Below are 14,078 nucleotides of genomic sequence, written 5' to 3'. Positions count from 1 at the left end.
CAGCGGGCTAGAGCGCCCGCAGACCGTCGATCACTTCCCTGAGCAGGCTCTCCGTAGGCGTCGTGGCCTTGTTGAGCGGCGGCCGGACCGACACCAGACCGTAGTCGAGCAGATCTCCGAGCAGGACCCTGGCCACCCCCACGGGCAGGTCCAGCTCGGCGGCGATCTCGGCGACCGGTCTGGTCTGCCCGGTGACGCAGTCGACCAGGCGGCGGTGCCGGGCGCTCAGATCCGCCTTGGCCGGCGGCGGCTGGCCGGTGGCCATCACGGTCGCCAGCAGGTCGAGTTCGGCGGGCGAGGAGGACTTGGTGCGCCCCCTGGTCACCGCGTACGGCCGTACGACGGGTCCGGCCTCCTCGTCAACCCACTCGTCGGGCTCACGGGTCACGATTGGGATCCCCCATCCTGATCGCTGTCCTGCCGCCCGCGCTGCCAGCCGGACTGGAGCGAGGAGAGCAGGGCTCTGGCCTCCTCCGGCGAGCGGCCCGCGGGCGAGCGTACTTCCGCCTGCTCAGGGGGCGCCTCCTTGAGCCGCTGCGACAGGTTGGCCTGCCGCACCCGGCGGGGCAGCTGCGCCTCCTGGGAGCGCTCAGGGCCCGGCTTGGTCGTGCGCTGCCGGCGCGGGAGCTGGCCCGGGGCCGTCGTGTCCTCGGGTGTCCTGACCACCGAGACGGACACCGACTCCAGCTCGGGCACCCGCACCGGCGTCGGGAGGGCCTGAATCAGCCCCGTGGGTACCAGCACGATCGCGGTGGTTCCGCCGTAGGGGGAGGGCTTGAGCGTGACCGTGATGCCGTGTCTGGCGGCCAGCATGCCGACCACCGCGAAGCCGAGCCGCTCGGTGTGCGACGCCTCGAACTCGGGCGGGCTCGCCAGTTGCTCGTTGACCGCCTGGCGGGCTTCGGCGGGCATGCCCAGGCCGCGGTCCTCGACCTCGACGGCGAAGCCCCTGCCGACCAGCTCGCCGCGGACCGACACCTCGTTGCCCGGCGAGGAGAAGGCGGCGGCGTTCTCGATCAGCTCCGCGAACAGGTGCATGAGGTCGGCCACGGCCGCGCCGGAGACCCCGCACTCCGGCATCGGGTAGACGCGGACCCGGGTGTACTCCTCGACCTGCGCGGCGGCGCCGCTCAGCACGTCCTCGACCGGGATGACGCCGCGCCACCTGCGCCCCGCCGAGCCGCCGGACAGCAGCACCAGGCCCTCGGCGTGGCGGCGCATGCGGGTCGTCAGGTGGTCGATCTTGAACAGCCGCGACAGCGCCTCGGGGTCCTCGGTCTCGCGCTGCATCTCGTCCAGCAGCTTGAGCTGGCGTTGCAGCAGCGACTGGCTGCGCCGGGCCAGGTTACGCAGCGCCTCGGAGACGCCCTGGCGCAGCTTGGCCTGCTCGACGGCCGCGTCCACGGCGGTGTACTGGACGCTGTCGAACGCGTTCGCCAGGTCGTCGATCTCGCTCGTCGCGCCGTCGCACATCTTGATGGGCGGCACTTCGGCCTGGATGTCGACGCTCTGCCCCTGCCGCAGCTTCGTCACGACGTCGGGCAGCCTGATCTCGGCCAGGTCGAGGGCCGTACGGCGGAGCGCCGCCAGCTCACGGCTGATCCGCCGGCCCACCCGGACCGAGATGAAGATGGAGAAGGCGACCGCGATGAGGCCGAGGACACCCGCCACCGCGGCCCGCACGATGATGCTGATACCCGCCGGCTCCATCCGGGCCAGGAACCGGTCCCCGTTGTCCCAGATGACCTGCGTGTAGTCCTTCAGCGCGGGGTCGACCATGCCGCGCCAGACCGCCGGATCGACCGGCCGGCCCGAGACGTAGCCGTCCAGCGTGCGCTCCATCGCGGCCCAGCGCACGGAGTTGGTGATCTTCTCGAACGGGGTCCGCAGCTCGGTGTCGAGGTTGGCCATGGCCTTGGGGAACAGGTAGCTCCGCGTGCCGTCGATCCTGGCGAGCATGTGCATGTCGGCCATGGACGGCTTGCCGTTCGCCGCGACGATCAACGCGCGCTCGCGGTCCAGCAGCTCGCGTACCTCACTGGCGGCGATCAGGCCCTGTGCCTGCTGAGCCAGCCGGACGTCGGTGGCGAGGGTCAGCGTCGGGTAGAGGCGGTGGACCGCGTCGGAGATCGACGAGTACTCGGTGACCAGCCCGCCGGGGCTCAGCCTGCGGTTGTCGACCTGCTTCCTGATCTCGGGCAGGCGCTCGACGGTCGCGAAGACCTCCTTCAGCCTCCCCTGCATCTCAGGGGTGAGGGCGGCCTGCGTCTTCTCCGTAAGTCCATTGTCGCTGAGCCGCTTCTTGACCTCGTCGACCTTGGCGCGCGTGGTGCTCAGCGCGGCCGGGTCGGTGACGTTGCCGGAGATCACCTCGGCGGAGGCGAGGCGCTCCTGCTCAAGGGTGTAGACCAGGAAGTCGGCGTGGCTGATGACGCCGTTCCAGATCGTGTCGACCTTCAACAGGTTCAGGGCCTCACCGGAGGTGGTGCTCGCGGCGAATCCCCAGAGTCCTACCAGGGATACCAGTGGGAGAACCAGCAGCGTCGAGATCTTGAATCTGATGGATCTGCCAGATGCCATGACGCCCGCTCCCGGATAGAAGATCGCGGGAGACAATAGCACCAATTGCGGCGGTTTTTAAGATCGACTAGCCACAAACTTAGGATATGTCCGGAAATTCACAGGTTGCTGGGCAATTGCTCGGCCCCATGCGAGCCGCACCAACCACGCCGCGAGCACCGCGAGCAACGCCACCTCCGCGCCCAGCAGCAACCGCTCCACCAGCCCGATCATCACCCGCTCGCCGGGCAGGGCCACATAGGTGATCGCCAGCACCCCGAGCCCGCCCGCCAGGGCCAGCCACTCGACCGTCCGCGCGACCGGCTTCCACGCCTCGTCGGCCGCCAGCCGGGGCACCAGCAGGGCCGCCGCGGCGGGCAGGCTGACGAACGCGGCCACCGACACGTAGCGGTGGATCTGCGCGGTCAGGGTCAGGTCGTGGCCGATCGGTGTGGTCGGGATGACCGCGGCGACGATCAGCGCGCCCGACCACACCCACAGCAGCCGCTCCGGTAGCCCCCGCACCGGTGCGTGCGCCGCTTTCAGCGCCTTCAGGAGAATGAGCGAACCGAGGCCCAGCACCATCATCGCCGCTTCCGTGACGCCCCCGCGGTCGGACACGGCGTACTCGCTGACGGTCACGTTGAGGGGGTTCAGGTCCGGGTCGGGCACGAGCTGCCCGACCACGATCCCGACCACCGCGAACACGATCGACCCGCAGGCGATGATGGGATAGAGCCTCTTTGCGGTCATGTCGCTACTTTCCCGCCCACCGCCCCCACCCCACATCAGGCCCCACCCCTGACCCGACCCTGATTAGGTATCGGGGTGTCTTAAGGGATCTTTTTGTTACGGCAGGCACGGGAGGGCCCATCCGCCGACCGGGGCCGGCGGCCTTCCAGGGGCACGGTCCTCCGCCTCACCGGCTGGGCGCCGCTACGTGCGTCTTGTTGGCCGGGTTCTTCGCTTCACAAGCCCGAAGGGTCTCTGCCCACGCTGATCTCTTCGGCGATTCTGCGGAGTTCGGCCAGGTCAAGGCCTGGGGCCTTGGGCAACTGGCGCATCAGGGCCTCCATCACCACCGGGACCGGGTGGCCCGCCAGGCGGCCGGCGATCCCGTGGACAGCCCTGAAAAGTGCCTCATCCGTGTCGTGCATCCGCTCTCCTTGTACTAGGTCCGGGAGAACGGTACGGCGTCGCTGGGACAGTTTCGCGCTACTGCTCCAGCGTGTTCCGGAGCGCCGTGGAGATCTCGGCGAGATGTCCCAGTTGCTCGGGGGTGAGGACGTCGAACAGGCTCCGCCGTACCTCCTCCACGTGGCCGGGCGCGGCGGCGGCCAGCGCGGCGAACCCCTCGGTGGTGAGCACGGCGTAGTTGCCCCGGCGGTCGGAGTCGCAGCGGTGGCGCCGCACCCAGCCGCGCTCCTCCAACCGGGCGACCGCGTGCGAGAGCCGGCTCTGCGAGCTCTGCGCCCTGGCGGCCAGCTCGCTCATCCGCATCGAGCGCTCGGGCGCCTCCGACAGGGCCACCAAGATCATGTAGTAGGTGTGCGGCATACCCGCGTCACGCTGGAGCTGGCGGTCGAGCGCCTCGTTCACCAACTGGGTCGCGGCCATGAAGTCACGCCAGGTGCGCTGCTCGTCGTCGTCCAGCCATCGGGTCATGCGGCCATTTTACTTGAACTCTCATATACTTATCGGTAGCTACCGCCGAAAGGGGTTCCACCATGCCGGTCCAACGGCTCAACCACGCGGTCCTGTACGTACGCGACGTCGAACGCAGCGTGACCTTCTACCGGGAGGCCCTCGGCTTCAAGACCGTCATGAGCATGCCCGGCGCCGCCTTCCTCCAGGCCGCCGGCTCATCCAACGACCACGACCTGGGCCTGTTCCAGATCGGCGCGCAGGCGGGCCCGTCCACCGCCGGCCGGTCCGCCGTCGGCCTCTACCACCTGGCCTGGGAGGTCGACACGCTCGACGAGCTGGAGCGCGTCGCGGCCAAGCTGAGCGAGCTCGGCGCGCTGGCGGGGGCCTCCGACCACGCCACCACCAAGGCGCTGTACGCGCACGACCCCGACGGGCTGGAGTTCGAGGTCTCGTGGCTGGTGCCCGCCGCGCTCCTCACCGACGAGGTGCTCGCCGCTCGTACCGGCATCCGGCCGCTCGACATCGCGGCCGACAAGGAGAGGTACGGCGGGCAGACGCGCGGCGGGGTGGGCGTCTCCATCCCCGCCTGATTGTCTGGCGTCGCATTTCTGGCTGGATGTACCGTGGCCTTATCCCACTCCCGCGCCTTGGAGAAGGGCCATGCCGAGCGATCCTGACCATGTTCTCGACGCCATCGACGGCGTCGTCGACGAATGGGAGACGCTGAGCGCCGACGCGATGCGCTGGGCGCCGCCCGAGAGCAAGACGGAAGATCTGCTCCACGAGGTGACCGAGATCTTCGGTCCGCTGGCGAACGCGCTTACCCAGGCGTTCCGCCCGCTGGGCGACGCCGTGACCCGCGCGCTCGACCACCTGATCGACGACGACGACCAGGAAAACTGACGATGACTCCCGCACCGGCCCGGCGGGCTTTACCCCGCCGCTCGGCTCCCTCGCGTCGGACGAGCCAAGCAGGCCGGCCGGGTCAGGCGGCCCTGTTGGGTCAGGCAGCCGCGAGCCGCATGGGGCGCAGGGCGCTGGTGAGCTTGGCGAGCTCGGCCAGCATGGCGTCGGCGGCGCCGGTCATCACGTCGTTGGCCTTGACCGTGCCGTCCTCGACGAACTGCGGGTAGAACGCCAGGTTGACGGCCTCGACCACCGGGATCATCTTCAGTGAGCTGGCCACCTGGCGCAGGCCGTTGACCGCCCGGGTGCCGCCGGACAGGCCGCCGTAGCTCACGAAGCCCGCCGCCTTGTGCTGCCACTCCTGGTGCAGGTAGTCGAGGGCGTTCTTGAGCACGGCGTTGAAGCTGTGGTTGTACTCGGGCGTCACGAAGACGTACGCGTCGCCGCGCTCGACGATGGCGCTCCACTCCTTGGTGTGCGCGTGCTCGTACTGCTTGAGCCTGGGGTGGTTCGGCTCGTCCAGGAAGGGCAGGCCGACCTCGGCCAGGTCGACCAGCTCGACGTCGAACTCGCCCCCGGCCACGGCCCGCTCGTAGAACCACTCCCCGATCGCCCGGCCGGCGCGGCCGGGGCGGGTGCTGGCGATGATCACTTGCAGTACGGGCTTGGACATGTCCTGCTCCTCAGTCTCGAAGGTCTAGCCACTCAACATTATTGAGTAACTACATATTTCTTAGCAAGTTGAGGAGTATGATCTGTCCCGTGAGCCTCCATTCGGTATGCACCCGGTTTCACACCGCCCTGGAGCTGATCGGGGCGCGGTGGTCGGGCGCCCTGCTGCACATGATCTTCAAAGGCACGCACCGCTACGCCGAGCTCAAAGCGGCCATCCCCGGAGTGAACGACACGATGCTCGCCCGGCGCCTGCGGGAGCTGGAGGCGGCCGGGCTCATCGAGCGGCGGGTGCTCGACACGTCCCCGGTCAGGGTCGAATACCACCTGACGGAGATGGGCGAGGAGCTGCGCCCCGTCCTGGACGAGCTGGTCGTCTGGGCGCACAAGTGGATCCCGCTCCCGGAAGACAAGGCCGAAGCCTCCTGAGCCTTCGTCAGGCGGCGCCCAGGTGCTCGGCGACGGCCCCGGTGACCGGTATGACCGTGGGCAGCGGCCGGGCGGTGAAATGCGCCGGCTTGTGGGTGCGCAACAGCAGCTCGCCGCTGCGCTCCCACTGGAAGCCGCGCTTGTTCAGCAGCCCGGCGAAGACCGCTCCGGCCTTCTCGGGATCGCGTTCGGCCAGCCGCCGGATCGGCACCGGCGAGACGTCGTCGCCCCGGAGATAGGCGCTGACGAGCTCGCGATAGGGCCGCTTGGCGATCAGGCCGGGGTCCAGGAAGACCTCCTCCAGCATGCCGAAGTCGGCGTAGCAGCCGAGCCCGGCGACCTCGTCGAAGATCAGCGCCACCGTCTCGGCCCCGGTCAGCTGCTCGGGCAGATCCTGCCCGGCCGGTGGGGCGCCGCCCAGCCGGCCCGACTGGTAGGCCAGGTAGCCGCGCATGCGGTCGGCCAGCTCGGCGCCCCGCAGCACGACCAGGTCGGCCCCGAAGTGGCCGATGAAGCACTGGCGCTGCTCGCGCTGCAGCTCCCTGGCCTGGGTCAGCAGCACCGGGTTGCGGAACACCCAGCCGGGATGCTCCAGCGCGATGTGCGCGGCCGTCGACAGGAGCGTGTCGCGCGCGGCGGCCGGGTGCACCGCCGGGGTGCCGCTGATCAGCCAGTCGAGCCCGAGCGGCACCAGCCTGCCCACGACGTACATGCCGGGCCGCAGCTCCTCGAACGCCGCCTCGCCCAGATTGGAGAAGGCCCGGTAGACGAGTTCGTCCACGAGGTTGAACAGCAGCACGGTCGCCCCGTCGACCACCCGCACCTCGTACACGCCCTCGACCACGTCCTTCCATCTCGACAGCAGCTCGACATCGGACCTGGCGAGGTCGGGCCGCTCGCGCAGGAACCGGTCGATGACCGTGTCGCCGCCGGTCAGCCGGTGCTGGTGGGCGAAGTAGTCGACGGGCAGGAAGGCCGCGGCCTCGTCGGCGGGCGGGCCGTCGGCGTAGAACCGGTCGAGCACTTCACTCAGCTCGCGCCCGAACCGGCCGGAGGTGGCAAAGTGGATCAGCTCGGCCTTGAGCTCAATGGCGCGCGCAAGCATGGTCATCATCACTCCTTGTGTCCGAACAGACACTAACCGTCCCTGGCATGGTCGAGACGGCTCTTCCACGACTTGGGGTCACCACCTGCCACTAACCTGCCTTCTGTGAACGATGCGGCGCCCCTGGCGGGTCTGCGGGTCATCGAGCTGTCGAGCTACATCGCCTCGCCGCTCGGCGGGATGACCCTCGCCCAGCTCGGCGCCGACGTGATCCGGGTGGATCAGCTCGGCGGCGGCCCCGACCTGGGCCGATGGCCGCTGGCCCCGTCCGGCCGCAGCCTCTACTGGGCCGGCCTGAACAAGGGCAAGCGCTCCGTCACCGCCGACCTCCGCTCCCCCGCCGGCCGCGACGTCGTCGCCGCGCTGATCACGACCGCCGGCATCGTGCTCACCAACGCCGCGCCGCGCCCCGGCCTGACCTACGACGACCTGCGCGAGCGGCGACCCGACCTCGTGTACGCCCGGCTGCTCGGCCACCGCGACGGCCGCACCGCCGTGGACTACACGGTCAACGCCTCCCTGGGTTTCCCCGCCATCACCGGGCCGGAGGACCACGACAGGCCGGTCAACCACGCGCTGCCTGCGTGGGACGTCGCCTGCGGGCTCTACCTCGCCGTCGGGCTGCTCGCCGCCGAACGGCACCGCCTGGTCACCGGCCAGGGGCAGCGGCTGGAGGTGGCGCTGCACGATGTGGCGCTGGCCACCGCGGGCAACCTCGGCTACCTGGCCGAGGCCCAGCTCTGCGCCACCCCTCGCCCGCGACTCGGCAACCACGTCTTCGGCGACTTCGGCCGCGACTTCGCCACCGCCGACGGACGGCGGGTCATGGTGCTGGTCCTCACCACGAGGCACTGGCGCGACCTGGTGGCGGCGACCGGCCTGGCGGAGGTGATGGCCGCGCTGGAACGCGCCCTGGGCGCCGACTTCCTGCGCGAAGCCGACCGCTACGCCTACCGGGAGACGCTGGGCGGCGTGCTGGCGCCGTGGTTCGCCGGCCGTACCGTCGCCTCGCTCGAAGGGGCTCTGGGGTCCGTGCTGTGGGCCGAATACCGGGACTTCGGCGAGCTGGTCCGGGACGGCACGCTGCGCGACAGCCCGCTGATGGGCGAGCTCGCCCAGCCCGGCGTCGGGCCGCACCTCGCGCCCGGATCGCCCCTGGTCTTCGGCGGGCGTCAACTCCCGCCGCGTCCCGCGCCGGAGTTGGGGCAGCATACGGACGAGGTGCTGGGCGAACTGCTGTCGATGTCCACGACCGAGGTGGCCCGGCTCCGCGCTCAAGGGGTGGTGGGGGAATGACGCTCTCGGATTACGTACGCGACTGGCGTCCTGGGGTTGTGACCAGCGAAGACGTCATTTCGCCCGGCCCGGCGGCGGCTCTGGCGGCGGTGCTCGACGCGCCGCCTTCCGGTGAGCCGCTGCCGTTGCCGTGGCAGTGGCTGTACTTCCTGGAGTGGCCTGCGCAGGCCCGGCTCGGCATCGACGGGCATCCGGCCGAGGGTCACTTCCTGCCGCCGATCCCGCATCGGCGGCGGATGTTCGCGGGTGGGCGGATGCGGGCGCGGCGGGGATTGGAGATGGGGCGGCCCGCCGTAAGGACCGCTGAGCTGACGGCCGTCACGCCGAAGGAGGGACGGTCGGGGGAGATGCTGTTCGTGACGGTGCGCTACGAGTACCGGCAGGGTGGGGAGCTGCGGCTGGTCGACGAACAGGACCTGGTCTACCGCTCAGATCCACCATCTCAGGCAACGGCTCCCACGGCGGCGGTCGCCGGTGAAACCGCCGGCGCCGATGACGGTGCCGGATGGCGCCTTTCGATGACCGCCGCTCCGCCGCTGCTGTTCCGCTTCAGCGCGCTGACCGCCAACGCCCACCGCATCCACTACGACCTGCCCTACTGCACGGACGTCGAGCGCTACCCCGGCCTCGTCGTACACGGCCCGCTGCTGGCCGTCCTCATGGCCGAGCTGCCCCGCCGGTACGCCCCGGGCCGCCGGGTCACCGGCCTGACGTACCGCCTGCGCCGCCCCGTCTTCGCGGGCGAGCCGATCGTCATCACCGGCTCACCGGAGTCGGGACAACTGACCGTCCAGGACGCGGCCGGCCACCTGAGGGCCGAGGCGCACTTCACCTGACCCTTCATACCGTCTTGAGCATCCCGCCGTCGACGAAGTACGTGGCGCCCACCGAATAACCGGCCCGGTCCGAACACAGGAAGACGACGAAGTCCGCGACCTCCTCCGGAGTGGCGAACCGCTTGATCGGCGCGTGCTCCCGCGCGACCTCGTCGAGGTGCCCCTGCCAGTCGCCGCCGCTGTCGGCGGTCAGCTGCTTGGCGGTCTTCACCCAGTCGGGGGTGAGGACCAGGCCGGGGTTGACGCAGTTCACCCGGATGTTGTGGTCGATGACCTCCGTCGAGAGCGTCTTGGAGAACATCATCAACGCGGCCTTCGTCACGTTGTAGATAGGCTCGTACCACAGCGGCTGTACGGCGCAGATCGACGCGTTGTGCAGAATGACCCCGCCACCGCGCCGCCGCATACCGGGCACGAGCCCGCGGGCCAGCCGGACCGCCGCCATGACGTGCAGGTCCCAGTACGCCTGCCATTTCTCGTCCGGCGCCTCGAGTATGGTCTCGTTGGACCCGGCTCCGGCGTTGTTGATCAGGATGTCCGCGCCCCCGAAGCCCTCCTCCGCCGCCTCGATCAGCGCCGTGGTGCCTTCCACCGTCGCCACGTCGCACGCGACAGGCAGCACCCGTACACCGTGAGCCTCGACGATGCCGCGCGCCTCCTCCTCCAGCCGGTCGGCGGCACGGGCCGCGAGCACGAGATGCGCGCCCTCGGCGGCGAGCCCCCGCGCCACGGCCAGGCCGATCCCGGAGCTGCCACCGGTGACGACGGCGACCTTGTCCCTCAACCCGAGTTCCACGAATCCTCCCGCACTGTCCGCACATGCCCTCTCCATCATCGGGCACCATGGATCTTTCTCCCGGCGCGACACAGGAGGGTTCGGTATGGCGGAGCGAACACTGAGGGTTGCCGCGTACGGGGTGTGCATACAGAACGGTCAGGTCCTGCTGGCGCGGTGGATCTCCGCCGATGGCGCGGAGTGGGGATGGACCATGCCCGGCGGCGGATTGGAGCACGGCGAGGACCCCCTTGACGCGATGGTGCGGGAGGTGCGGGAGGAGACCGGCTATGAGGTGGTCGCCGAGCGGCTCCTGGGGATCGATTCGCGGCGGCGTGCACTGGCCGGGCCAGAGGGCCCCATCGACTTCCAATCGCTGCGGATCGTCTACGCGGTGCGGATCGTCAGCGGTGAGCTGCGCCACGAGGTCGGCGGGACGACGGACCAGGCCGCCTGGTTCGACCTGGACGCGGTGGCGAGCCTGCCCCGGGTCGACCTGATCGACGCCGCCCTGGAACTCCACCGCGACACTCCCCCGACGGGACGCATCACCCAGATATAGGCGGCTTCATCGGCCGTTCCGGTGCTCCCACTTGCGCGTCTCCGGGTTCCAGCGGAGCGCGCCGCGGGGGCCGCTGAGATCGAGGTCGCGCAGCGCGGCCAGCGCCTCGTCCGTCGCGTCGGTACGCATGTGCAGGCGCAGGTGGGAGTGGGGATCGCTGACCACGATCAACGTACTCGCGGCGGGTTCGCGGCCCTTGCCGAGCCTGCGCGCGAGCTTGCGCAGCTTGCCGCGGACCCCGTCGTAGGTGTCCTCGGCCATGCGGCCGATCAGCGCCTCCACGAACGGGACCAGCGCGGACGCCGTCACGACAGTGGCGACGACCGTCACCCACTCTCCCGCTTCTGGGACAGTCGGTCTGGCCCGCCGGATCCTGTCCCGCATCGCGGCCGCCTCGCTGGAATCGCCGTGACGTTCGAGGAACGCCGCGAGCCGCTCGCTGTCCCCCTTCCCCTCCAGCATCGACCGGGCTTCGGCCACGCGCCCCCGCCGCTCAAGGAACTCGCCCAGTGCCCGGGCTGATCCGGCCTCACGGTAGAGCAGCTCCGCGCCCTCCAGGTCGCCCTCGCGCTCCTGCCGCTCGGCGTAATGCACCGCCGCCAATGCGGAGCCGAGATCGTACGCCTCCCGCATCCAGCGATCGGCCGCCTCCCGCAGCCCCTCCTCCTCCGCCAACGACGCGGCGATCTGGTAGGCCTCGCCGCCCGGTTCATCGGACTCCAGGCAGACTGCCAGCGCCTCGTCGTCGGCACCGCGCATCGCCAGCAGGAGGGCGAGCCTCGGACTCAGCGACCAGTCGAACCCGCCTTCGGTGGCGCGGCGCAGCCAGACCTCCGCCTCGGGCCGCCGCCACTGCTCTTCGTAGAGGCGCGCCAGCAGCGAGAACGCCGTACGGTCCCCCGCCTCGGCGGCACGCAGGTAGAGCTGCTCCTGTTCGGCCGGATCCTGGCGGCCACGCCACGCGCCGAGCCTGCGCATGGCCTCGGTGGAACCCGCCGCCACCGCCCGCCGCACCCACGCGTCACCCTCCTCGGCCCGCGGCCCGTGCCGCCACGCGAGCCACAGGCCGATCATCGCCTCCGGGTCGCCGGCTTCGGCTCGTGCGTGCAACGTCTCTTCGTCGGCTGACTCCATAGATCCATCATGGTCGTCCGACCGCTTGACAGTCGCCACGGTCCAACCGAAAGAATCACGGCATGCGGCGGATATTAGGCAAGGCCGCCCTGGTAGGGGCCACGATCGGCGTGTCGGTGAATCTCGTCGGGGACTATTGGCCGCAGGGGTCAGGAGCCGATGACTTCGCCGGAGTCGTGGCGATGGCGCTTTCCCCTTTCCCGCTCGGATTACTGCTCGGCTGGGCGACCAAACTGCCGTATTGGCCCCTCGTGGGAGTGCTCGCGCCGTTCGCCATGTACGGCCTTGCCATGGTCGAGCTCCCATTCAGCTGGTGGATACCCGAGGGGAACCTGTTTCACCTGCTCACCTTCGCCGTCCCTGCCATGATCGGGTTTGTCCTCACGGCATGGCTGTGCGCCCTGGAAAATTGGGCGGTGGGCACCGCCATGGCCGGGACGATCGTTCTCGCCTGCTTGGCCGCGCCACCGGTGGCCGGGGCAATAAGCGAATCGGAACGGACAAGAGATTTCAAGAACTCCGGGGTGCCGCTGATCGCGCCCGTCATCCCGAACTATCGGCTCGCTTCCGTGGACGAGTGGAGCCTGCCCAAGATGGTCAGCCTCACTTATCATCCGACAGCGGCGGACAAGGTCGGCCCGGCGATCGCGGCCTATATCCAGCGGGCCACGGACGCCACCCCGAAGGCCGCCTGCGCGAATCCAATTCCGAACTATGGCTGGCAGCCGATCACGCCATGCAGGGAGATATCACCCGGCGTCTGGAGAACGCGCCTGGAGAACGAGTCCACCCTCCTGTTCGCCAGGCATGGCGACGCCCTGGTGCAAGTGGCCGGCCATGACTCAACAGAGGCGACCTTGCTCGCCATACTGCCGACGTTCCGCCCCATCACCGCGGAGGAGCTGGCCGCACTCGGGTAAGGCTTGCCACCCGGCCTTCTCACCAGGCGAGGAAGAGCGCTTCGGGAGAGCGGTGGATGAGGGTGGGGGCCATGGTCACGTCAGTGCGGGCCAGGCGTAGGCCGGGGAGGTCGCGGATCAGGATTTCCAGGGTTATCCGCACCTGCTCCTTGGCGAGCTGCGAGCCCGGGCAGCCGTGTGGGCCGTGGCCGAAGGACAGGTGGCGGAAGGCCGGCCGGCTGATGTCGAACTCGTCAGGGCGCGCGCCGGCGTCCGCGTCGCGGCCGGCTGAGGCGAAGGAGACGAAGACCACGTCGTTCGGGTGCAGCTCGGTCTCGTTCAGTGTCACGTCGGTGGTGACCGTACGCCGGAAGCCCTGGATCGGCGCCTCGAACCGGGCCGCCTCCTCGATGGCCGCGGGGATGAGCTCCGGCTGCTCGCAGAGCAGTGCCCACTGGCGGCGGTCGCGTAGCAGGTTCAGCATGACCGTGCCGAGCAGGGCGGTCGTGGTCAGGTGGCCGGCCAGCAGCAGGTTCTGGACGTTGGACACGATCTCCCTGCGCTGGTCGAGCGTGAGGTCCTCGGATCCGGGCGCCAGGCCGCGGAGCATCTCCGTGACCAGGTCGTCACGCGGTTCCCTCCTGCGCGCGCGGACATAGCCGTCGAGCAGGCGCTGCAGGGCCACGATCTCTTTCGCGGCCTCGACCTGCCCGGCCTCCGTCAACTCGGTGAACACCAGGTTCTCCGCTTGCTGCCCGCCCCTGATCGCGCCGGGGACGTCGGCGGGATCCAGGCCGAGCAGGTGGCCGATCACGTCGGCGGGCAGCGGTTTGGCGTACGCGTCCATCCACTCGACCTGGCCGTCCCCGGCGAAGGAGCCGATGAGCGCTTCGGCCCGTTCGGTGATGAACGGGAGCGCGGCGGCGACCCTGGCCGGGGACAGTCCTCTGGTGAGGGGCCGGCGCAGGCGCCGGTGCGCGTCACCATCGGCGCCGAGCACCGCCTGCACTCCGCCGAATCCCTTGACCAATTCCGAGAGCGCGGCCTTGCTGGGCAGGTAGTCGGGCCGCAGCGCACCGGCCGAGGAGAACTGCTCGGGCTTGCTCAGCACCTCGCGTACGTCTTCGCGTCTGCTCACCAGCCAGGCGTCCAGCTCGGGTACGAAGGTAAGCCCACGAGTCCGGCGAGCCTCGGCATAAAGGGGGTACGGGGCGCGGTAAAAGGCCTGGGGGTTCACGTGCCTATGATCGCCGGTGAG

General features: G+C 70.0%; 17 protein-coding genes. 7 read left to right on the top strand and 10 right to left on the bottom strand.

Annotated features, from left to right (window positions below):
• Positions 1-7 precede the first annotated feature (7 nt).
• The 5 genes from AB0B91_RS53755 to AB0B91_RS53735 all read right to left on the bottom strand — a co-directional run bounded on the left by AB0B91_RS53755 (position 8) and on the right by AB0B91_RS53735 (position 4,224).
• Entirely contained in the window at positions 8-388 is a 381-nt protein-coding gene (locus AB0B91_RS53755) for a DUF742 domain-containing protein (RefSeq protein WP_358339093.1), read from the bottom strand.
• A complete protein-coding gene (locus tag AB0B91_RS53750) occupies positions 385-2,580 on the bottom strand; it encodes a nitrate- and nitrite sensing domain-containing protein (RefSeq protein WP_358339090.1) in 2,196 nt (731 codons plus the stop codon). Before AB0B91_RS53750 ends, AB0B91_RS53755 begins: the two co-directional genes overlap by 4 nt.
• A 57-nt stretch (positions 2,581-2,637) precedes the next feature.
• Positions 2,638-3,312, bottom strand: coding sequence for a DUF998 domain-containing protein (locus AB0B91_RS53745; protein ID WP_358339087.1), 675 nt, complete (start codon positions 3,310-3,312; stop codon positions 2,638-2,640).
• Positions 3,313-3,527: 215 nt separating this feature from the next.
• A complete protein-coding gene (locus AB0B91_RS53740) occupies positions 3,528-3,716 on the bottom strand; it encodes a hypothetical protein (RefSeq protein ID WP_358339084.1) in 189 nt (62 codons plus the stop codon).
• A gap of 58 nt (positions 3,717-3,774) precedes the next feature.
• Positions 3,775-4,224 (bottom strand): MarR family transcriptional regulator, encoded by a 450-nt coding sequence (locus AB0B91_RS53735; protein WP_358339081.1) that lies wholly within the window; start codon positions 4,222-4,224, stop codon positions 3,775-3,777.
• 62 nt (positions 4,225-4,286) lie between these two features.
• Here AB0B91_RS53735 and AB0B91_RS53730 point away from each other — a divergent pair, with 62 nt between their 5' ends.
• A complete protein-coding gene (locus AB0B91_RS53730) occupies positions 4,287-4,796 on the top strand; it encodes a VOC family protein (RefSeq protein ID WP_358339079.1) in 510 nt (169 codons plus the stop codon).
• A gap of 70 nt (positions 4,797-4,866) precedes the next feature.
• A complete protein-coding gene (locus AB0B91_RS53725) occupies positions 4,867-5,109 on the top strand; it encodes a hypothetical protein (RefSeq protein WP_358339076.1) in 243 nt (80 codons plus the stop codon).
• A 100-nt stretch (positions 5,110-5,209) separates the two neighbouring features.
• Here the strand turns inward: AB0B91_RS53725 and AB0B91_RS53720 are convergent, their stop codons facing one another.
• On the bottom strand, positions 5,210-5,785 hold the full coding sequence (locus tag AB0B91_RS53720; protein WP_358339073.1) for an NAD(P)H-dependent oxidoreductase: 576 nt from the start codon (positions 5,783-5,785) through the stop codon (positions 5,210-5,212).
• Between the two features lie 89 nt (positions 5,786-5,874).
• On the opposite strand from AB0B91_RS53720, the gene AB0B91_RS53715 reads away from it, so the two are divergent.
• Positions 5,875-6,213, top strand: coding sequence for a helix-turn-helix domain-containing protein (locus AB0B91_RS53715; protein ID WP_214634886.1), 339 nt, complete (start codon positions 5,875-5,877; stop codon positions 6,211-6,213).
• A gap of 7 nt (positions 6,214-6,220) precedes the next feature.
• On the opposite strand, the gene AB0B91_RS53710 is transcribed toward AB0B91_RS53715, so the two are convergent.
• Positions 6,221-7,324: a hypothetical protein gene (locus tag AB0B91_RS53710; protein WP_358339070.1), complete on the bottom strand. Its 1,104-nt coding sequence runs from the start codon at positions 7,322-7,324 to the stop codon at positions 6,221-6,223.
• Between the two features lie 99 nt (positions 7,325-7,423).
• On the opposite strand from AB0B91_RS53710, the gene AB0B91_RS53705 reads away from it, so the two are divergent.
• Complete coding sequence (locus AB0B91_RS53705) at positions 7,424-8,614, top strand: CoA transferase (RefSeq protein WP_358339068.1); 1,191 nt, start codon at positions 7,424-7,426, stop codon at positions 8,612-8,614.
• A complete protein-coding gene (locus AB0B91_RS53700; RefSeq protein ID WP_358339065.1) occupies positions 8,611-9,450 on the top strand; it encodes a hypothetical protein in 840 nt (279 codons plus the stop codon). Before AB0B91_RS53705 ends, AB0B91_RS53700 begins: the two co-directional genes overlap by 4 nt.
• Before the next feature lie 4 nt (positions 9,451-9,454).
• Here AB0B91_RS53700 and AB0B91_RS53695 read toward each other — a convergent pair whose 3' ends face one another.
• Positions 9,455-10,246, bottom strand: a complete 792-nt coding sequence (locus tag AB0B91_RS53695) for an SDR family oxidoreductase (RefSeq protein ID WP_358339062.1) — start codon at positions 10,244-10,246, stop codon at positions 9,455-9,457.
• Between the two features lie 85 nt (positions 10,247-10,331).
• Here AB0B91_RS53695 and AB0B91_RS53690 point away from each other — a divergent pair, with 85 nt between their 5' ends.
• On the top strand, positions 10,332-10,787 hold the full coding sequence (locus AB0B91_RS53690) for an NUDIX hydrolase (protein ID WP_358339059.1): 456 nt from the start codon (positions 10,332-10,334) through the stop codon (positions 10,785-10,787).
• A 6-nt stretch (positions 10,788-10,793) separates the two neighbouring features.
• Here AB0B91_RS53690 and AB0B91_RS53685 read toward each other — a convergent pair whose 3' ends face one another.
• Positions 10,794-11,921 (bottom strand): hypothetical protein, encoded by a 1,128-nt coding sequence (locus AB0B91_RS53685; RefSeq protein ID WP_358339056.1) that lies wholly within the window; start codon positions 11,919-11,921, stop codon positions 10,794-10,796.
• 62 nt (positions 11,922-11,983) lie between these two features.
• On the opposite strand from AB0B91_RS53685, the gene AB0B91_RS53680 reads away from it, so the two are divergent.
• Positions 11,984-12,841, top strand: coding sequence for a hypothetical protein (locus AB0B91_RS53680; protein ID WP_358339053.1), 858 nt, complete (start codon positions 11,984-11,986; stop codon positions 12,839-12,841).
• A 19-nt stretch (positions 12,842-12,860) separates the two neighbouring features.
• On the opposite strand, the gene AB0B91_RS53675 is transcribed toward AB0B91_RS53680, so the two are convergent.
• Positions 12,861-14,057, bottom strand: coding sequence for a cytochrome P450 (locus tag AB0B91_RS53675; RefSeq protein ID WP_358339050.1), 1,197 nt, complete (start codon positions 14,055-14,057; stop codon positions 12,861-12,863).
• Between the last annotated feature and the right edge of the window lie 21 nt (positions 14,058-14,078).

It is taken from the genome of Nonomuraea sp. NPDC049141 (assembly GCF_040648415.1).
Classification (GTDB): domain Bacteria; phylum Actinomycetota; class Actinomycetes; order Streptosporangiales; family Streptosporangiaceae; genus Nonomuraea.
This window is presented reverse-complemented; position numbering and strand designations above follow the sequence as displayed.